We start from the raw sequence: 14847 nt of genomic DNA, 5'->3' as shown, positions 1-14847 counted from the left end.
GATATAATTTTATAAAAATAAGGAGTTACTTTTGGAACAGATGGTTAAAATGTCTATCCATATACATATGAGTGTTGCTATTTTGTTGATTTTATCACAATTAGCTTTTTTTGCTATAAAAAATGAGGAAAATTTTATAATTTTTTCAAAAAGGTTTAGATTTTTACTTCTAATTCAAAATATTATTTTCGGAATGACTGCATTTACTGGCATTGTTGTTATGGCTGTTACACAATTTACATTGTGGAATATTGAAATTTTTTTGATGATATTTTTAGCAGTTGCAATTTTAGTTCATCAAATTTTATTATATAAAAAAGTAAGACCTATTAAATCTACAGAAAAAGATTTACAAAATAGTTTTAAAAGTTATGCTTCAAAGATATATTTAAGCGAAGCATTGGCAGGAGTGGTTGTATATATTCTTGCAAGGATTTTAGATTAATGCAGTTTGTGTATCATTCTCAAAGTGGCATAGATATTTTAAAAATTGAAAAAGATATATATAACTATCTTTTTAAGGTAAGAAGGGAAAAAGTAGGAGAAACTATTCCATTTAGAAATTTAAAGGATTCATATATTTATTATTATAGAATTGATGATGTATCAAAAAGATATGCAATTTTATCTTTAAGAGAAAAGATAAAAAAAGAGGTTTTGCCAAAAAGATATCTTCATATTGGATGGTGCGTAATTGAGCCAAAAACTATAGAAAAGAGTATCCATTTTCTAAATGAGATTGGTGTTAGCAAAATATCTTTTATCTATTGTGATAGAAGTCAGAAAAATTTTAAGATAAATTTAGATAAACTACATAAAATAAATATTTCATCATCACAGCAATGTGGCAGAAGTTCTTTAATAGAGTTTGAAATATTAAAAAATATAGAAGAGTTTATTGCAAAATATAAAGATTTTGTTTTGATTAACTTTAGCCAAAAAAAATTGGAAAACAAAAAACCACAAAGAGTATTGATAGGGTGTGAGGGAGGTTTTTCAGATAAGGAGTTGGAAATTTTGAAAAATTTTGAAACATTAGGATTTGATACTCAGATGGTACTAAAAAGCGAAACAGCTGCTATAGCTATGTCATCTAAAATATTGATATAAAGAGAAAAAGTGAAGTATTTAGTTAGAATAAAAAAAGATGGATACTCTATCTTAGAAGCTAACGTAAAAAAAGAAAATTTTGAAATTAAATTTGAACAATTTTTCCAAGAAACTAATGAGTTTACAAATTATATAAAAAACAAAAAAAATATATATATCTCTTTTTTACCTTCAGAAATAATCAGTAAAGATTTTCCTATAAATAGCGCAATAAAAAATGAAAAAACTATTGAAAAAATATTGGAATTTAATCTAAAAAAAGAGTATAAAGAAGATTTTGTATTTAATTACTATCTATCTGAAAAAAATGAAGCAAACAATCAAAATATTTATCACATAGAAGCTATTAAAAAGAGCGAAATTTTAGAAAAAATCTCTTCTATAGATAAAAAAGAAAATATAAAAATAATTACTACAGATTATCATGCTTTAAAAGCGGCTACAAAAAAAACTACTAATTTAAATACATTTATTTCAGTTTTTATAGAAAACAATCATATAATTTATGTGGCTACATATGAAGATAAAGTTTTATATCGAAGAGAGAGTTTTATATATATAGAAAATCCTCTGCTTAGACCTGAAAATATTGCAAGTGATATATCAAGAACAGTGATGTTTATAAAACAGCAATATAGAAATATTGACTTTAAAAATATAGTTTTTGCAGGTGATTTAAAAGATTTGGAAGGTGTTTTTGAAAATCTTTCATTGCATGGATTTTTGTTATCTATGCCTTATGCAAAAGTATTTTCAAAAAGTATAACTGTTGATAATTTTTTAAAAAATTTTATCAATTTAGGATTGTTAAATGATAAAGATATAATAAATTTTGAGCCCATTGAATTAAAATCACAAAAGCAGTTTAATAAATTTTACTATTTTGTTCTATCTGTTATTGTATTAATAGGATTATATTTTGGATATGAAGATTTTAATCTTTTTACTGACTTATTAAAAAAACAAGATATTATTGATGAAAAAATAGAAACTATAAAAAGATTAAAACAAAATACAAAAATTTTAGATTCAAAAGATTTAGAATTTTATATAAATTATTTTCAAAATCAAAACTTATCTATAAAGAGTGAATTTTTAAATGATTTTGCAATAATAGAGCCGATTTTAAGGATAATAAAACCTGAAAAAATTGGTGCAAATGATGCAATAATAAAAGTTGAGATTTATAAAAAATTCAATAGATTGCAAAACTTAATGAATCTTAATAAAAAATTTAAAAATGAGATAGAAAAAATAAAGCAAAAAGCGGAATTGATAGAAAAAACAGAATTAGATTTTGAAAATCTTGTTTTTAAATCTATATTGATTTTAAAACGGAAAAAGCAATGATAAAAAAAATAGTTATTTTGACCTTTTTTACATTAATAGGAATATTTTTATATGAGTATCAACAATTTTTAATACAAAAAAATTTCCAGCTTGACAGGAAGATAAACAAGTATAATACATACATAAATAAAATGAGAGAGGTATCAAAAATAAACAGTAAGCTTTTTTCAATAGTTAACAAAGATAATATAAAAATCTTTGATAAAGAAAAAGCAGAGGAAAAGATTGTAAAAATTTTTGATAAATACAAAGATATTTTTGGATTTAAAATAGAAAATTATGGTTTTGATAATAATAGAATATTTATGAATATAAAAATGGAAAAATATCTCAAATCATATAAAGATATAAAAAATATTGCAGATTTTTATGAGAAAAATAGTCTTGAAAATGCACTAATAACATATAAAGAGTTTAATTATATTCCAGGAGAAATAAAATCCAATTTTGAACTGTCAATCATTTATAGGAACAATAAATGAAAATATATATAAATCAAAAACAAATATTTATCCTTTTATTGCCGATAATATTTTGGATTTTATTTTATTTTTCAAAAGATTATTATCAAGATGACATATTTAACTATTTTAAACAAGAAAAAAAAGATGATTTAAAAATAGAACAAGAGATTGCAAAAGACTATTTTTTATTAAATAGAGAGCTAATAAAATATGAAAATTTAAAAAAAGAAGATTATGACCAATCAGATATTTTAAAAACAATTTTAAAGCCAAAAACTTTAAATACTTTCAAAAATTATAAAAAAATAGAAAAAAAATGGAGATTAAAATTTACAATAATTACAAAAAATAAAAAAATTGCATATTTAAATGGAAAAATTGTGCATATAGGTGATAAAGTTTTTGATGCAAAAATTCTTGATATTAGAAAAAATAGAGTAAAAATAAAAACAGATGAAGGTGTAAAATGGATAAGTATATTAGAGTAGTAGTATATTTTTTGGCTTTTTTATTTTTAACAGGATGTGCTACAAAACAGCCAGAGATAAAAAGCAAAAGTTTAAATATTGATTTTCAAAAAGAGAGAAAAATTGTTCAAAAAGAAAATGCTCCTCCACCTCTTATTTTGCCAACTCCATATAAAAAGCCATCTGTGTTTGAAGGCAGATATTTTACATTTTCAGCAGTAAATGCACCTTTGTCTAAACTTTTATATTCCATTGCTAAAAGCGCTAATTTAAATCTTGTAATTGACAAAGATATTGATGTAAATATGCCAATAACCATTACTCTTGATAATGCCCCGCTTAAAAAAGCATTAGATACTGTAATGGACCTATCTGGATACTATTATGAAATAAAAGGAAATATTTTACATGTTAAATCTACAATGACTAAAATTTTTAAATTGCCATATATTCATACAAATTCATCTTTTAAATCAAAACTGGGTGGAGATGTACTTGGTTCAAATGATACATCAAGTGGGGGTGGAAATTCAGGCTCTTCTGGTGGAACACAAAATTTAAGTGGAGATTTCTCTTTAAAATATGACAATCCAAAAGAGTCTAATGATTTTTATAAACAGATAGAAGAAAATATAAAAGCTTTAATTTCTGATAAAGGAAAATATACCCTTAATAAGTTTACTGGTACTCTAATCGTTTATGATAAAAAAGAGAATATTCAAAGAATTGAAAAATTTATAGATACTATTTTGCATCAATCAAGCAAAGGGGTATTGATAGAAGCAAAAATTTTAGAGGTTATTTTAAATAAAGGTCATCAGCTTGGAATTGACTGGAATTATGTTTTTAACAATTTTGCTCATGAAGGAACGCTTGAATTTGCACAAACACTTGGTTTAAGTGGAGCAGTTGCAGGAAGTGTTAGATTCACAGGAGATAATTTAAGATTTTTGCTTCAAGCATTAAAAACATCTGGAGATGTTCAAACACTTTCAAATCCTAGGATAAGAGTTTTAAGTGGTCAAAGTGCTCTTATATTATCAGGGGATATTGTTCCATTTTGGGAAAAAGAGGTTGAATATACTGCTGTAACATCTGGATCAAATACATCAGTAGTTCCAGAAGTAACATATAATAGAAGAGATGTCTTAGAAGGTATCTCAATGGGGGTTACACCTATAGTAAAAGATGATGGAACTATTCTTTTAAATATAGTACCAGTTTCTACATATATTGAAGATGTTATTACATTTGAAGATAATGGAGAAGTAGTAGCGAAAGCTCCAAAGCTTAATATAAAAGAGGCAGGAACTGTAGTCAAAGCAAAAGATGATGATCTTATAATTATTGGTGGACTTATAAGTGATATCGATATAAAAACTACTCAAGAAGTCCCAGGTTTTTCTAATATGCCGCTTTTAGGGAAAATGTTTACAAAACAGGAAAACTCTAAAACAAAAAAAGAGCTTGTAATACTTTTAAGGCTAAAAGTTGTCAATAATGATTAGAATATTAACTATTTTTATTTTGGCTTTAAATCTATTTGGAAATTCGCAGGTTGATATTAAAGAAAAGAAAGATATTTTAAATATAAAAAATAGTTATGGATACTCTATACAGATATATACATCAAAAGCTTTGCCGCCTGCTTTAAAATTTATAAAAACTACTCCTTTAAAGATTCAAAAAGATAGTTTTATTGTTAAAATAGGAAACTATTATGTTGTTAGATATCTTTTCAAGCCAAGTTTTATACAAGTTAAAAAATTTTTAGAAGATGTAAAAAACATTGGTTTTCAGGATGCTTTTATTGTAAAAATGACTAAAGAAAAAATAATAAAATCTATAAAATTAAAAAAAATTAAAAAAAATATAAATAAAAAGCCAGTTGATTATGCTACTATTTTATCTAAAGCAGATAGATATTTTGAACAAGGTAAATATCAAAAGAGTTTAAATGAATATTTAAAACTGTATAATCAAAATAAAAAAACAGATATAATGCTAATAAACATCTCTTATCTTATGGGAAGAACAAAAAATATTAAAAATTTTCAAAATTTATTAAAAAGTGAAGATGAAAAAGAGATACCTCTTTATGCTTTTGGAATCGGAAGTATAGAGATTGATGAAGATATAATTGCTAAAGATATTTTGATAAAGAATTTAAAATACTCTCAAGAGGGATATTTAGATCTACTTTTGGGATATATATATGAAAAGAATGGTGATATCTTAAAAGCTTTAAATTTTTATAAAAACGCCTATTTAAAAAATAGTAAAAATATATATTTTATATATGCATATGCAAGAGCTTTAGATATTCAAAAAAAATATCAAAAAGCGTATAAATATTATAAAAAAATCTTAGAATATGCCGATAATAAAAAAAATAATAATATAATAATATACACCAAAAAAAGAGTTGAACAATTAAGGAAATAACTTGAGAAAAGCTTTTACTCTTATAGAGCTTGCTATTGTTTTAGTAATTATTGGTTTACTTCTTGGTGGGGGCATGGGAATATTTTCTATGCTTGTAAAAAGAAGCAAGGTTATTGAGACAAAGGATAATTTACAAGCAAATATAGAAGCTATTATAAGTTATGCTACAAGCAATGATAAACTTCCAAACTATTCAAATTATAAAAATATATTAAAAACAGAAAAAGATTCTTGGGGCAAAGATTTTGTTTATTATGCTGATGCAAATCTTTTAAATGATAATTCTATTTGTGAGAGAAAAACAACAAATTTAATAATAAAAAAATGTAAAGATAGCACATGTTCAAATGTTTCTCAACAGATTGATAATATTGCTTTTGTTATTTTGAGTTCTGGAGGCAATTATAATAATCAAACTAGCTTAGATACCTCTTCCAATCCAAATGTTATCAAGATATATGAGCCGGGAGTTAAAGTTGATGACAATAGCTCTGATTTTTCAAGAGTAGAAGATTATGACGATATTGTTGGTTGGGTAACATTAAATGAATTAAGAGTAAAAATAGGCTGTCAAGGCTCTCAAATAAAAATAGTCAATAACGAGCTTCCGTATGGCTATGTAAATAGTGACTATAATGCTACAATTTTTGCTGATGGCGGTGTACCATTTTCAAGTGGCGGAAAATATAAATGGTGCTATGAAGGCGATATACCGCCTGGACTTAATGCAACTCCAGCATATAAATCAAATAACTGCATAGGAGATGATGAGTCTTTATGGGAGCAAAGTGATTCTTTTTCAATTTCTGGGATACCTTCATCTCAAGGTACATATAATTTAAAAGTTTATGTAAGAGATGATAATGATCCATCAAGCAATAATGACAATATAGTCTCAAAATCTTTTGTTATCACTATCAATCCGCAAACAGCAAGCAGCTCTTCAAATAGTGGACCAACAGGGGCACAAGTCAGTTTTGCTAATAATATAGATGATTTTAATACTGTTGAAAATAAGAATGAAGCAATAAGTGTTGATAGTTCAACCAATATCCTATATTTAGGAGGAAATACAAATAGTACTAGAGGTTGTTTTTGGTTTCCAACCTCCCAAAAATTAAAAAATAAAACAATGAGAGCCTATTTTGAATTTACTTTTTTAAGTGAAGATACAAGCAATGATAGTAGAGGGAAAGCTGATGGATTTACTTTTGCATTGATGAGTGATAAAAATGATATTGATACATGTGGATGGGCAGGTGGTGGACTTGGCTATGGCGGTATTGATAAAAGCTTGGCAATAGAATATGATGTTTATCCAAATAATTATTACCCAGTATATGATCCGTCAAATAATCATATTGCCCTGGATACAGATGGAAATATAAAACATATTTCGCCAAATCCATCTGCAGAAGATGAAGGTAGGTATATAGGTCATCCTGCAACATGGTTAGAGGATGGGAAAAAACATATAGCTAGAATTGAAATACTTCCAAATTATGATAAAAATTGTAATCAAAAAAAAAATGGAAAATATATAAAAGTAAAAGTATGGGTTGATTGTAAAAATTGTAATGATTTGACAAAAGATTTTAATAATATTTCCAATTTTGAATACTGTATACAATTGAAAAAAGATTTAGAAAATGTCTATTTTGGCTTTACTGAGGGGACAGGAGGAAAAACACAAGATATAAAAATTGAAAATTTTGGTATAGGATTTTATTAAGAAAAGGTATGTAATAATTCTAAATTATCATAAAAGGAGTAAATATGAGAAGACGTGGTTTTACATTGGTTGAGTTGGCTATAGTGCTAGTTATCATAGGAATAATTTTAGGTGGAGTTTTGAAAGGGAAAGAACTTATAAATAATGCTAAAGCAAAAAGAGCATTAAATGATTTAAAGAGTATGGAAGTTTTAGCTTTGTCATTTTACGATAGATATAACAGATTACCTGGAGATGGGGATAAAGATGGTATTTTAGATGGAAATAATTTAAATTGGAGTTTAGATAATAATTTCGATGATAATCCTTCAAATACTTTTTTAACTAGTGCAAATGGTGATCCAGATGCACCTTATGCTGAATTAGAAAGAGCACAATTAATTCCAGTTGCACCACATAGAACTACGGCTAGACATGCATTTAATGGGGGCTTTTTCTTTATGGCTCATGATATAAATGGTGATAATACTAGAGATAATGTAATTTTAGTTGAACATATACCTTGTTTCGCTGCAAGAATTATAGATTCAGCTATTGACAACACTCAAGATGCAAGTGCTGGAAGAATTATTGAAACTACCGGAGGGCAAGTTAGTCAGAATGCGGCTTGGAGTTGTACTAATGAAAACGACTTTGTAGAATTTGTTTATTTACTAGATTAAAATAATGACAAATAAACCAATTGGTAAGCTTTTAGAAGAGCTAGGGTTTATAAATGAAGAGCAGATAAAAGTTGCTTTGGATGTGCAAAAAGCGCATCCAAAGTTATTGGGTGAAATTCTACAAGAGCTTGATTTTGTAACTTCTGATGAGATTGCAAGAGCAATAGCGCTTCAAAGCAAGCTTGAATATATCGATTTAGATACAGTTGTACCAGATAACAATGCATTAAAACTTGTTCCTAAAGATTTTGCCTTATCATCTTTAACTCTTCCTTTAAAAATTGAAAATGACTCTGTTTTAATTATAGCTGTTGAAAATCCAAATGATTTAAATGTTTATGATTATCTAACAAGAACAACTAAAAAACAGATAAAATTTGTAATATCTGATAAAAATAAAATTGCTAAATATACACAGCTTTTTTATTATCAATTGGAAAATCCAATTGAAGCTAGAATAGAAAAGATGATAAAAGAGACCGCATCTGGGAGAGAGATTGATGTTGTCTCTTTTGTTGATCTTGTTTTGCAAAATGGGGTAAAAGATAGAGCTACTGACATTCATATTACTCCTGAGGAAAATACAACACATATTTTTTATAGAATTGATGGAGTCTTAAATCACTATTTTGCAATCCCTTCTTTTTTACATCCTTCAATAGTTTCAAGGATAAAAATTCTTTCATCTTTAAATATTGCAGAACAAAGAATACCCCAAGATGGTGGATTTGCTTTTAACTTTTTAGAAACAGATTATGATGTGAGAGTATCAACTTTACCTACCAATTATGGTGAAAATATTGTTATGAGAATGCTTACTAAGAATGCTTCTCTTTTTAATATTAATAATCTTGGTTTTGAAGAGGATTATGTTAAAAAAATTGAATACTATTTTTCAAAACCTTTTGGCATAATATTGGTAACTGGTCCAACTGGAAGTGGAAAAACTACTACATTATATTCAGCTCTTAGAAAAATAAATACCTTAGAAAAAAATGTATTAAGTGTTGAAGATCCAATTGAGTATCGATTTACATTTATAAAGCAATCACAAGTAAATGTTAAAGCAGGATATACATTTGCAACAGCTATAAAAACATTTATGAGACAAGATCCTGATGTAATGCTTGTGGGTGAAATTAGAGATGAAGAGACTGCAGAACTTGCTATTAGAGCCTCTATTACTGGTCATTTAGTTTTATCTACTTTACATACAAATGATGCAGTAAGTACAGTTTCAAGAATGGAAGATTTAGGTTTAAAATCATATATGATAGCAGAAGGTCTTTTACTTGTAATATCTCAAAGACTTGTTAGAAAACTTTGTAACTATTGCAAAAAAGAGATTGAAATCTCAAAAAAGGATTTATTAAATTATGGCTTTAGTGAAAAAGATATAGAAAATTTAGATGATAATTTAAAAATATATGAAAAAGTTGGATGTGAACATTGTAGATTTACAGGATATAATGGGAGGATATCAATTGCTGAGTTTTTAGAAATCGATAAAGATATAAAAGAGATGATAGTTTCTGGAAAAAGCTCTTTAGAGATAGAAAGCAAAGCAAGAGAAAAGGGTATGAGGCCTTTAAGAATGGATGCTCTTATTAAGGTTTTAAAAGGTATCACAACACTTGAAGAGATTAAACGGGTAGTTGGATAATGTTCTATATAGTTGAAAAGATTGATACTAATGGGAAAAAGATAAAAGAGGTTGTAAAATCATCAAATATTGAAGAGGTATTAAAAAAGATAGAAAATGAAAATGCAATTCCATTAAATATTTTTGAACTTCCAGCATTTTTATCTTTTTTTGAGCTTCTGTTTTCAAGAAAAAAGATAAAAAAAGAAGATATTATCGAGATATTGGAAAATCTGCACCTCATTATAAAATCGGGAATGCCTATACAAGCTGGTTTGGAAGATATGGCAAAAGAGTCTTCCAATAAAGATTTAAAAGATATGCTTATTGATATATCAACAAGTATAAAAGAGGGAAACTCTTTGTCTAATTCTATTAGAAAATATGAAAAATATTTTTCTCCTACCATAATAAATCTTGTAAAAATTGGAGAGGCTACAGGCGAGCTTCAGTCAACACTCAAAAAAGGAGCAGATTTCTTATCTAGAATAGAAAATATTAAAAAAAAGGCAAAACAGGCAATGATATATCCATCTTTTGCTTTTTTTGCAATATTTTCAGCAATGCTTGTATGGATTTTGTATGTGTTGCCTAAAATAATTGATGCTTTTAAAGAGATGGATGTTGAACTTCCTTGGATCACAAAAGCGGTTATAAGTTTTTCAAATTTTATGCAAGAATATTTTTTTTGGATTTTATTATTTTTCATAATAGCTATATCAGGTTTTATTATATTTTTAAAGAAAAATTATAAATTTCGATATAAAATGAGTCAGCTTCTTTTGAAAACTCCTGTTGTTTCAAAATTTATTATATTTTTCAATATCGCTTTTTTTTCTGAATATTTAAGACTTTCTGTTGTATCTGGACTGCCTATTTTTGATGCATTAAAAACATTGCAAGAAAATATTAAAAATGAAGTTTTTAAAAAACATATAGAAAATGCTATTGAAAAAATTGCAAAAGGCAGCAGAATTTCAGATGCGCTTAAGGAAAGTAATCTATATACACCATTTACTATTAGAATGATAGCAATGGGAGAAGATAGTGGTGCATTAGAAGAACAACTACAGCATATTTCAGATTATTATTATGAAAAAGTCGATTATATGGCACAAAATGTAGCAAAATTTATTGAACCTATCGTTATTATAGTACTTGGAATATTTATGGCAGTTATAATGTTGGCACTATTTGGGCCAGTATATGACTTAGTTTCCAAAGTTACAACTTAAAAAGCATTATTAAATTGAAATAAAAATATTTTTTTGATATAATGCTTATTCCCCTCCCCCTATGTAGCAGCAGGCTCATTTTCGAGTCTGCTGTGATTTAAAAAATTAATTTGTAATTTTTATTGAAATAAAAAAAAATAGCTGGTATTATTACGCTCCAAAATTAAAATCTAATAAATTTAAGGAAAAGATAATGAAAAAAGGTATCCATCCAGAATATGTAGAGTGCGAAGTAACTTGCGCATGTGGTAATCATTTTGTAGTTTATTCAAATAAACCTAAATTAAAAATTGATATATGCAATAAATGTCATCCATTTTTCACTGGAAGTGAAAAAATTGTTGACACTACTGGTAGAGTAGAAAAATTTAAGAAAAAATTTGGCATGAAATAGTTTGCTTCAATTAATCCCTACTCCAATAGGTAATCTTGAAGATATCAGCATAAGAGCTTTAAAAGCTTTTGAAAATGCTGATATTTTTCTTTGTGAAGATACAAGAGTAACAAAAAAGCTTCTAAATCTTTTAAAAAATAGATTTAATATAAATATAAAATCTTCAAAATTTATCTCTTTTCATGAACACAATCAAAAAAATTTTTTAAAAAATATAGATAAAGATTTTTTTTCTCAAAATGTAGTTTATGTAAGTGATGCAGGGATGCCTGGGATTAGTGATCCAGGAGCCTTGCTTGTAAAATTTTGCCAAGAAAATGATATTGAGTATGATGTATTACCTGGCCCTACAGCTTTGACAACTGCATATGCAGCAAGTGGATTTGAAAGTAGTGAATTTTCTTTTTATGCTTTTTTGTCTCATAAATCTCAAGAAAGAGTTAAAAAACTATCACAAATTATGCAAAATTCTCATCCATCAATTCTTTATGAAGCTCCCCATAGGTTAATAAAGTTATTAGAGGAAATTGTAAATATAGATCCACAAAGAGAGCTCTTTTTAGCAAAAGAGATAACAAAAAAGCATCAAAAATTTTTTAAAAATAGAGCATATGAGCTTTTAGAGATACTAAAAAATGAAAATATAAAAGGTGAATGGGTTGTTATAATTTCACCTTCGAAAGAAAAAACTGCTATTACAAATTTAGATATTAATGATATATTGAATTTAGATATATCAAAAAAAGAAAAAGCCAAACTTTTGTCAAAAATAACAGATAAAAGTGTTAAAGAGTGGTATCAGGAGTTAATTAAAGGTGAGTAGGGTTAGTATGGTGAGTTAGGAGATTAGGGAGATAAGGCAGTAAAATGATAAGGGATGAAGTGGAAAAGCAGTAAAGTTGTGAAGCTACCAATAAACCAATTACCAATAACTTATATCAAATCTCTAATATTTTTTAACCTTTCAATAAGTATTAAAAAGATAAAATCAGCTTATGATAGTATATGGAAAACAGATATTTTTTTATATTTTAGATAAACATCCAGAACTTATAAAAAAAGTAATTTTTTCAAAAAAAGTAGATGAAAAAATTTTCAAAAGAGTTCAAAAACTTGGTAAAGAGATTTTAAATATTGATAATAAAAAGGCTCAAAGTCTATGTCATGGAGGAAATCATCAAGGTTTCTTGCTTGAAATTGAAGAGTATAGTTTTTATGATTTAAATGATGTTAAAGATAAAAATTTTATTGTCGTCTTGTATGGTGTAACAGATGTGGGCAATATAGGATCAATTGTAAGATCCGCTTATGCTTTAGGTGCAGATGCTTTAGTTATTTCAAATATAAAAAATATAAAAATGGAAGGCATTATAAGAGTAAGTAGCGGTGCAGCTCTTGATCTTCCAATAATAAAATATTTTAATATTTATGATCTTATAAATGAGCTTAAAATGAATGGATTTGAAATAAGTGTAGCCTCGTTAAATGGAGTTGATGTAAGAAAAGTTTCATTTAATAAGAAAAGAGTTCTTATTCTTGGAAGTGAAGGGGAAGGTATACCTTTAAGATTAGAGCAAAAAAGCGATAAAAAGATTAAAATAGTTATGGAAAGAGAATTTGATTCATTAAATGTTAGTGCTGCAGCGGCGATTCTCATAGATAGGATGAGATAATGAGTGATTTAGATAAACTTAAAGAAAAAGATATTGAAGAGATATACCACAAAACATATATTGCTAGAAAATATATTAAAGCTCTTTTGGATAAAGATTTTTCAAAGTTTGATAGATTAAAAGCTCTTGGTTTTGTAAAAATAATAGAAAGAGAATTTAATTATGACCTTAGCGATTTAAAAAAAGAGATTGATGAATATTTTGCAAAAAAAAGTCTTATAAAACCAAAAGATGAAGATCAAAATTTAGAAACTATTAATGAAACTGATAATAATAAAAAAGAAAATAAAAAATATTTAATTTTAATAATTCTAATAATTATTTTAATTGCTTTATTCTTTATAATATTTAATGGAAAAAAAGAGACTAAAAAAGAAAAAGTAGAAAATAAACAAAAAGTAAAAAAAGAGAAATTTTTTAGCAATGAAAAAAATGAATCAGAAACCAAAACTCAATCTATACAAGAGAGTGAATCTGAAGAAAATGTAACAATATCTGATGAAGTAAATAAAACAGTTTCAAAAGAGATAAAAACTGAAGCTATCTTGCCTACAATTGCAATCATTCCAAAACAAAAGGTTTGGATAGGTATTATATATCTTGATGATTATTCAAGAAAAAATTATATAACTTCTTTTCCTATTGAGTTAAATAGTTCAAGAGACCAGCTCATTGTAACTGGACATGGAAATATAAAAATAGATATTGATGGAAATATAACCGATTATAACAGTAAAGGAAAACTAAGATTTTTATATAGAGCTGGTGAGCTTGAAAAAATTGATAAAGAGACTTTCATAAGATTTAATAGAGGTAAAAATTGGTAAGAGTTTTTATATTACTGATTTTTGCTTTTTCTTTACTGTTTGGCGACCCTTTAGAAGAAAGTATTAAAAATTTGGTTAGTGAAAATGTTTACCAAAAACATTTTAGACTTATAAATAAAATCTTTCAAAACAAAGAGCAGTACTATTTAACTGATGAAAAAGTAGATATATTAAAAGTTATAAAAACTCTTAAAGAAAATGGGTTGTTAAATCTTTTTTTTCAATCTCCAAAAGAGAATATTATTACATTTAAAACTAATTCAAATCCTATATTTTTTATGAAAATAATTCAAGATAATTTAAACAATTTAGGATTTTTATTTACTTTTACACAAGAGGTTGATTTTGATGATAATCTTTTTATTTGGAAAATAAAATTTGATTCAGAATATACATTAGATCCTGAAATATTTAGTTCATTTTTAATAAAAAATGGTTGTGATATACTAGAAATCACAAGAAAAAGTGAAAGTAAATGGGAATATTTTATAAATGTAGATAGAGCAACTCTAAATGCTAAAAAGCTTGTTTTAAAAGAAAGAACAAGATTAAAAAAACCTCTTAGCGATTATTGGCTAAATATTGAAGGTGGTTCTAAAATATCTATTGCTAGTTTTGGTGGTAATAGATGGTATCCAAAAATTGTAATTTACGATAAAAATTTGCATATATTAAAAGTTTACAAAAAAGATGAAAAAACAGATTGGCTTGTTATATATTTGCCACCAAGTTCATATTATATTAAAATTTCAGATTCATATACATTAAATAATTTAAAATATGGGCTTAGAGTAACTTTGGAATAAAACTTAGTTGAGTGTGATGAGTTAGAAAAGTGTAATTGGT

The 14847-nt window shown here is 26.2% G+C and carries 16 protein-coding genes; all 16 read left to right on the top strand.

All coding sequences use genetic code 11. The annotated features are described in order from the left end of the window. The first annotated feature begins 31 nt into the window (after positions 1 to 31). Positions 32 to 445 carry a hypothetical protein gene (locus QML81_RS02045; protein ID WP_281951529.1) on the top strand — a complete coding sequence of 138 codons (414 nt, stop codon included), beginning with the start codon at positions 32 to 34 and terminating at the stop codon, positions 443 to 445. Beyond that, complete coding sequence (locus tag QML81_RS02040) at positions 445 to 1110, top strand: 16S rRNA (uracil(1498)-N(3))-methyltransferase (protein ID WP_281951528.1); 666 nt, start codon at positions 445 to 447, stop codon at positions 1108 to 1110. Before QML81_RS02045 ends, QML81_RS02040 begins: the two co-directional genes overlap by 1 nt. Positions 1111 to 1119: 9 nt before the next feature. Next, on the top strand, positions 1120 to 2460 hold the full coding sequence (locus QML81_RS02035; protein WP_281951527.1) for a hypothetical protein: 1341 nt from the start codon (positions 1120 to 1122) through the stop codon (positions 2458 to 2460). Continuing rightward, complete coding sequence (locus QML81_RS02030) at positions 2457 to 2942, top strand: hypothetical protein (RefSeq protein WP_281951526.1); 486 nt, start codon at positions 2457 to 2459, stop codon at positions 2940 to 2942. Before QML81_RS02035 ends, QML81_RS02030 begins: the two co-directional genes overlap by 4 nt. After that, complete coding sequence (locus QML81_RS02025) at positions 2939 to 3412, top strand: hypothetical protein (protein ID WP_281951525.1); 474 nt, start codon at positions 2939 to 2941, stop codon at positions 3410 to 3412. Before QML81_RS02030 ends, QML81_RS02025 begins: the two co-directional genes overlap by 4 nt. Further along, positions 3391 to 4899, top strand: a complete 1509-nt coding sequence (locus tag QML81_RS02020) for a type II secretion system protein GspD (protein WP_281951524.1) — start codon at positions 3391 to 3393, stop codon at positions 4897 to 4899. Before QML81_RS02025 ends, QML81_RS02020 begins: the two co-directional genes overlap by 22 nt. Next, the gene (locus QML81_RS02015) at positions 4883 to 5836 is read left to right on the top strand and encodes a tetratricopeptide repeat protein (RefSeq protein WP_281951523.1); all 954 of its coding nucleotides are present in this window, start codon (positions 4883 to 4885) and stop codon (positions 5834 to 5836) included. The genes QML81_RS02020 and QML81_RS02015 overlap by 17 nt, the downstream gene beginning before the upstream one ends. A 1-nt stretch (position 5837) precedes the next feature. Beyond that, positions 5838 to 7568 carry a prepilin-type N-terminal cleavage/methylation domain-containing protein gene (locus QML81_RS02010; RefSeq protein ID WP_281951522.1) on the top strand — a complete coding sequence of 577 codons (1731 nt, stop codon included), beginning with the start codon at positions 5838 to 5840 and terminating at the stop codon, positions 7566 to 7568. 44 nt (positions 7569 to 7612) lie between these two features. Further along, positions 7613 to 8230 carry a prepilin-type N-terminal cleavage/methylation domain-containing protein gene (locus tag QML81_RS02005; protein WP_281951521.1) on the top strand — a complete coding sequence of 206 codons (618 nt, stop codon included), beginning with the start codon at positions 7613 to 7615 and terminating at the stop codon, positions 8228 to 8230. 4 nt (positions 8231 to 8234) lie between these two features. After that, on the top strand, positions 8235 to 9893 hold the full coding sequence (locus QML81_RS02000; RefSeq protein ID WP_281951520.1) for a GspE/PulE family protein: 1659 nt from the start codon (positions 8235 to 8237) through the stop codon (positions 9891 to 9893). Next, positions 9893 to 11107: a type II secretion system F family protein gene (locus tag QML81_RS01995; RefSeq protein ID WP_281951519.1), complete on the top strand. Its 1215-nt coding sequence runs from the start codon at positions 9893 to 9895 to the stop codon at positions 11105 to 11107. Before QML81_RS02000 ends, QML81_RS01995 begins: the two co-directional genes overlap by 1 nt. Positions 11108 to 11300: 193 nt before the next feature. Beyond that, entirely contained in the window at positions 11301 to 11501 is a 201-nt protein-coding gene (gene rpmE, locus QML81_RS01990; RefSeq protein ID WP_281951518.1) for a 50S ribosomal protein L31, read from the top strand. Between the two features lies 1 nt (position 11502). Further along, positions 11503 to 12324: a 16S rRNA (cytidine(1402)-2'-O)-methyltransferase gene (rsmI, locus tag QML81_RS01985; RefSeq protein WP_281951517.1), complete on the top strand. Its 822-nt coding sequence runs from the start codon at positions 11503 to 11505 to the stop codon at positions 12322 to 12324. 172 nt (positions 12325 to 12496) lie between these two features. Next, positions 12497 to 13174: a 23S rRNA (guanosine(2251)-2'-O)-methyltransferase RlmB gene (rlmB, locus tag QML81_RS01980; RefSeq protein ID WP_281951516.1), complete on the top strand. Its 678-nt coding sequence runs from the start codon at positions 12497 to 12499 to the stop codon at positions 13172 to 13174. After that, a complete protein-coding gene (locus QML81_RS01975; RefSeq protein WP_281951515.1) occupies positions 13174 to 14001 on the top strand; it encodes a hypothetical protein in 828 nt (275 codons plus the stop codon). The genes rlmB and QML81_RS01975 overlap by 1 nt, the downstream gene beginning before the upstream one ends. After that, on the top strand, positions 13995 to 14807 hold the full coding sequence (locus QML81_RS01970) for a hypothetical protein (RefSeq protein WP_281951514.1): 813 nt from the start codon (positions 13995 to 13997) through the stop codon (positions 14805 to 14807). The genes QML81_RS01975 and QML81_RS01970 overlap by 7 nt, the downstream gene beginning before the upstream one ends. Positions 14808 to 14847 lie beyond the last annotated feature (40 nt).

The organism is Nitrosophilus kaiyonis (assembly GCF_027943725.1).
GTDB lineage: Bacteria > Campylobacterota > Campylobacteria > Campylobacterales > Nitratiruptoraceae > Nitrosophilus_A > Nitrosophilus_A kaiyonis.
Note: the sequence above shows the minus strand (reverse complement) of the source record. Positions and strands in the feature narration are given on the sequence as shown.

What these genes read in the sequence shown, in the direction of transcription:
- QML81_RS02025 (WP_281951525.1), top strand. Translation starts at nt 2,939, where the DNA reads ATGAAAATATATATAAATCAAAAACAAATATTTATCCTTTTATTGCCG.
- QML81_RS02000 (WP_281951520.1), top strand. Translation starts at nt 8,235, where the DNA reads ATGACAAATAAACCAATTGGTAAGCTTTTAGAAGAGCTAGGGTTTATA.
- rlmB (WP_281951516.1), top strand. Translation starts at nt 12,497, where the DNA reads ATGATAGTATATGGAAAACAGATATTTTTTTATATTTTAGATAAACAT.
- QML81_RS01975 (WP_281951515.1), top strand. Translation starts at nt 13,174, where the DNA reads ATGAGTGATTTAGATAAACTTAAAGAAAAAGATATTGAAGAGATATAC.
- QML81_RS02005 (WP_281951521.1), top strand. Translation starts at nt 7,613, where the DNA reads ATGAGAAGACGTGGTTTTACATTGGTTGAGTTGGCTATAGTGCTAGTT.
- QML81_RS01995 (WP_281951519.1), top strand. Translation starts at nt 9,893, where the DNA reads ATGTTCTATATAGTTGAAAAGATTGATACTAATGGGAAAAAGATAAAA.
- rpmE (WP_281951518.1), top strand. Translation starts at nt 11,301, where the DNA reads ATGAAAAAAGGTATCCATCCAGAATATGTAGAGTGCGAAGTAACTTGC.
- QML81_RS02030 (WP_281951526.1), top strand. Translation starts at nt 2,457, where the DNA reads ATGATAAAAAAAATAGTTATTTTGACCTTTTTTACATTAATAGGAATA.
- QML81_RS02020 (WP_281951524.1), top strand. Translation starts at nt 3,391, where the DNA reads ATGGATAAGTATATTAGAGTAGTAGTATATTTTTTGGCTTTTTTATTT.
- QML81_RS02040 (WP_281951528.1), top strand. Translation starts at nt 445, where the DNA reads ATGCAGTTTGTGTATCATTCTCAAAGTGGCATAGATATTTTAAAAATT.